Origin of the sequence: Pseudomonas sp. VA159-2 (assembly GCF_024126635.1) — a bacterium.
Taxonomy (GTDB): domain Bacteria; phylum Pseudomonadota; class Gammaproteobacteria; order Pseudomonadales; family Pseudomonadaceae; genus Aquipseudomonas; species Aquipseudomonas muyukensis.
Genome location: NZ_JAMYBV010000056.1, coordinates 1 through 4,132 on the forward strand (window position 1 = coordinate 1; position 4,132 = coordinate 4,132).

5 protein-coding genes and 1 pseudogene are annotated in these 4,132 nt (G+C 50.5%); all 6 read right to left on the reverse strand.

Annotated elements, in window-relative coordinates; translation table 11 throughout:
* Window positions 1-64 precede the first annotated feature (64 nt).
* Window positions 65-208 (reverse strand): hypothetical protein, encoded by a 144-nt coding sequence (locus tag NJG22_RS24230; RefSeq protein ID WP_253098445.1) that lies wholly within the window; start codon window positions 206-208, stop codon window positions 65-67.
* A gap of 802 nt (window positions 209-1,010) precedes the next feature.
* Window positions 1,011-1,598, reverse strand: a pseudogene (locus NJG22_RS24610) (RHS repeat-associated core domain-containing protein); the annotation flags it as partial.
* Window positions 1,599-1,688: 90 nt separating this feature from the next.
* Window positions 1,689-2,099, reverse strand: coding sequence for a hypothetical protein (locus NJG22_RS24240; protein WP_253098446.1), 411 nt, complete (start codon window positions 2,097-2,099; stop codon window positions 1,689-1,691).
* 348 nt (window positions 2,100-2,447) lie between these two features.
* Complete coding sequence (locus NJG22_RS24245) at window positions 2,448-2,729, reverse strand: hypothetical protein (RefSeq protein ID WP_253098448.1); 282 nt, start codon at window positions 2,727-2,729, stop codon at window positions 2,448-2,450.
* Between the two features lie 217 nt (window positions 2,730-2,946).
* Window positions 2,947-3,297, reverse strand: a complete 351-nt coding sequence (locus tag NJG22_RS24250) for a hypothetical protein (protein WP_253098450.1) — start codon at window positions 3,295-3,297, stop codon at window positions 2,947-2,949.
* A partial coding sequence (locus NJG22_RS24255) for an RHS repeat-associated core domain-containing protein (protein WP_253098452.1) occupies window positions 3,297-4,132 on the reverse strand: 836 nt, incomplete at its 5' end. The genes NJG22_RS24250 and NJG22_RS24255, both read right to left, overlap by 1 nt.

Here is a 4,132-nt window from a genome sequence, read left to right on the forward strand (position 1 = left end):
TCCTTGGCGTCGATGGTGTTGAGCGGAGCGACGGCGACCTGGGGTTCGCGTTGTTTGGTGTCGGTCATGCCAGCACCTCGCGGCCCAGGCCTTTCGCCGGATTAAGCGCTGGGGTGAGCGTGGGCAGGCTCGGCAACTGGCGGGCCGCGTTGGCGGCCTTGAGCGCGGGCGCGGCGCCCGGCACCACGTTGCTGGCCAGTTGGGCCATGGCGCCGGTGTCGCCACCGACGGCGGCCTTGACCTGTTCCTCAGACCTTTTTACGTTTTCAGGTTAAGCATTCGAGCAGTTCAGCCTTGGCCGTCGCATTGAGGGCGGATCTGAGGTTGGTGCTGTAGGCGCCGGCCATCTAGTTGTCGATGCGGGCCTGGGGGTCGTAGACCAGCAGGTTGCCTGCGGCGGCTGGCGGGTTGGCAGGCACCTGGCCTGGGCCTGCCAACGCGGCCGCGACCAGGCACAGATCCGCTAAAACTAAATATCCCTATTTCAACACCGAAATAAACTTTCCGAAAACGTCAATGAATCCCTGCAGGTCTTTTATCTCGTAACGCTCATTAATTATATAGCCACCAGAATCGACATCGATAGCTTCAATGACACAACTATCATCATCCCACAATGTCAGCCTCGCCAAATTACACTCATCATCAACGTTGATAACGGCACTTGTGCTTAACTCATTCTCATTCAGCTCCAGCTTTCTGCTTGAGTTAACCTCAAGCCAATATCTCTATGAACATTTGATAATTCCATCTTCCGTTTTATGTGCTTTGACTTGAATGTCTTCTGCCACTGGCATTTCCGGTACAGGATTACCCTTCCTTTTGGCAAGCCTTCCCTCTAAAACATTAAACTCAACATACTTAGTTCCGGGCTTAGCCTGTTTCCCAAAAGCATCAACACTAGCTGGAGATGCAACATGTGTTGTTCCTGTATAACTTTGCACAACCTTCCCAGTACTAGTCATTTGATTGTACTCGGAAGGTCCCATCCAACGACCAACTGTTACGTTTGATAGCCCCAGTGGATCAATCCAGATCAGAGGGTTCGGCGCGTACTGGTAGAGGTTTGTTCCTCCCAACAACCCTATCGGATCTTGAGAGATAAATTTCGCGATGTTCGGATCATAGTACCGATAGCGGTTGTAATGCAGTCCGGTCTCGTGGTCGTGGTACTGGCCCTGGAAGCGAATCGGATTGGTCGGGCCGAGCTGCTTGGCACATTCGGAACGGGTGTCCTTGATCTCCCCCCACGCTTTGTACTGCGCCGTCCAGGCCACCTCACCGTTTTGGTCGGTCAGCTCCATCGGCGTGCCGAGATGGTCGCACTGGTACCAGAGGATCGCATCGAATGTCTGCGCCTTGACCTCGGTATGCCACAACGGATCCTGATCGAAGTCGTACTCGCGATTACTCCAGTCCGGCTGACGCAGCAGGCGGATCGGATTGTTGCGCTGGGCCTGTGCGACCGGCACGAAACTGCCCGGCTCGTAAAGGTAATGTACCGTACGACCAGTCTCACACCCCTCATGCGGCGGCGAGCTTTCCTAGGCGAGGGCATCGCCGCCCCAACTGTACAGGGTGTAGCCGCAGCCCAGTTTCACACTGGCACACGGGGCAACCTAATGTTGGGCAGTACAGCTCAGAGTTTCGTAGTTTTAGCCGAGTAGAACAGTGTCAGAAAAGAATATTTAAGCAACTCCAAGTCTCCTCTTCGCCTGAGTAACGACGCCTCTGAGCACGTCGGCATCGGCGCTAGACATTTTTAAACTTTTTATGCCAGCCATCAAATCGATCGAGCGATTTAATCCTTCAAGCATAAACTCAATCTTCCCAACATCATCTGCATCTTTAACTTCATAGAATGGCAACCGTACGCGAACCTCAATAACACTCCGCTGCTTATGGTAGCGACTAACCTCAGGGTAGCCATCTATAGCATCATCCGGCATCATTATTGAAATATAACTCCAAGTTTCTGCACCGCACTCAAGAGAAACCTCACTTAGGAGATCAGACACAACAGCCGCAACCTTTCTCCGCGCTACCTGCGCACCCGGACCAACTGAAATATCCTGCTCACTCGAAGAATGGAAGATCATGAGAACCCCTAATAATCACTCTTATTAAGCGGCGGCCTTTTACCGCCATGCGCTGCTTTATACGCAACTATTTTCTGATTTTGCCAAGCGTGCATTTCTCTTTTTGTACCACTTGCTTCTCGCTGCATGTAAACATTATTTTCAGATAAATATTTCTGGGTATAGCGCCGCTCTCCATGAGTCGTCTCACCATACTTCATAACCTCGCTTGAGAAAGTCCCTTTAGGCTTTCATTATTACGATAAAAAAGGCGGAGAAAAATAGGAAAAAGGGGACGGATTTATTTCCTCTACTTCAGAGTAGTAAAAAATAAATCCGTCCACTTTTTTTGTACAACCGACTAACACCTCAACGCTTCGACTCAATATTTGACCAGTCAAGCTGATTTTCGATCATTGCACGATCAGCACTTAACATTGATAGTTCGCCAGCGAAAACCGGGTCTTGCTTCAACGTATTTTCTTGAGCTGAGTCCAACACAATCGCCTGCGTCCCTCCAAGCCTTGCCAAGTGAACTTGGGCTACGTAGAAATCATAAAAATCAATAATTGCCTCCTCCACACAACCCAAGCTTTCAGAATCGCCCTCTTTGAAATACTCAACGAGATCTGACAGGGCGTACAAATACATATTAGCAAGATATTCTCGGTCGTAGCACCCTGCTCATCCACAACCGTGCTTCTCATTATTTTTTCAACACCTTTGAGCGTGACTTTTTTCCTCCCGCAAGCCACCGCCATGCCTGATCAAGCAAACCAGTAAAGACTGTAGGGAGAAAAAGGGGACGGATTTATTTTCCCTACTTCAGAGTAGTAAAAATAAATACGCCCCCTTTTTGGTCCACAATCTATTTTTTTGCTTCTGCCAATGCCTTCACTAACAAAGACATATCTGGCGGCATTTTTTTCGATCCTTTTCCCTTGAGCCAAGCAGGAACTTTCTTCCGACATAACTCATAACCGATCTTAGAAAAATCTTCCACTCGATAATCTCTATCAATCAGCTCACCCTGCGGGGTAAATGGGTTAACCAGCAGAAGACCATTACGATAGAAGAAATCGTATTTAGCCAAAACGGCCCTTCTCACAACCTCCTGCGACTCAACGTCCGCGACCAACTCTCCACTTTCATTCAGCTTCTTATAGGCTGAAATCAGCTCGCTAGCAGCGCCCCATACCACATGATTGTTTTGATGCATTACGGCAACCTCACGACGTCTGAAACCCCAACAACTGGAATAAGCTTTTTAGTACTCCTATCACGAATATAAGTACCTCCCTCACGCCTGGTATTCTGTTCCTTCTGTATTTGGTCAGTTTTATCAGCTGTCAAGCTAGTGACCTCATAAGTGGTTGCCTGTCCATTTTCAATAACTGCAGTATCAACCCTTCGCCGCTCACCTGTCACAGGGTCCTTGACTGGCTTTCCATTTGCATCACGTAGGTAGCACTCACTTTGAATTGTTGCATTGGGGTGCTTTTTCTTGATTACGTCGTTAAATTGCTGGTGCCGCCGGTCACCATCAACTGCATTCTTGATCCGAGCTAGCCCCCATGGATCGATCCAATCAATCGGGTTCGGCACGTACTGATAGAGGTTGACCCCACCCAGGTAGCTTATTGGATCCTGACTGATAAAGCGCCCAGTCCTAGGATCATAGTACCGATAGCGGTTGTAATGCAGCCCGGTCTCATGGTCGTGGTATTGGCCCTGGAAGCGAATCGGGTTGCCCAGGCCGACTTGCTTCGCCCACTCCGAGCGAGCTTCCTTGATCTCACCCCATGCCTTGTACTGCGCCGTCCACGCCACTTCACCGTTATGGTCGGTCAGCTCCATCGGCGTACCAAGGTGGTCGCACTGGTACCAGGCAATCGCGTCGATCGGCTGCGGCTTCACCTCGTGTTGCCACAGCGGGTCCTGATCGAAATCGTACTCCCGGTCGTTCCAGTCCGGCTGGCGTAGCAAGCGGATCGGGCTCTTGCGCAGCGCCTGGGCAACCGGCACGAAACTGCCCGGCTCGTACAGGTAATGCA

Coding starts and splice junctions, on each gene's coding strand:
- NJG22_RS24230 (WP_253098445.1), bottom strand. CDS start 208: ATGGCCCAACTGGCCAGCAACGTGGTGCCGGGCGCCGCGCCCGCGCTC.
- NJG22_RS24240 (WP_253098446.1), bottom strand. CDS start 2,099: ATGATCTTCCATTCTTCGAGTGAGCAGGATATTTCAGTTGGTCCGGGT.
- NJG22_RS24245 (WP_253098448.1), bottom strand. CDS start 2,729: ATGTATTTGTACGCCCTGTCAGATCTCGTTGAGTATTTCAAAGAGGGC.
- NJG22_RS24250 (WP_253098450.1), bottom strand. CDS start 3,297: ATGCATCAAAACAATCATGTGGTATGGGGCGCTGCTAGCGAGCTGATT.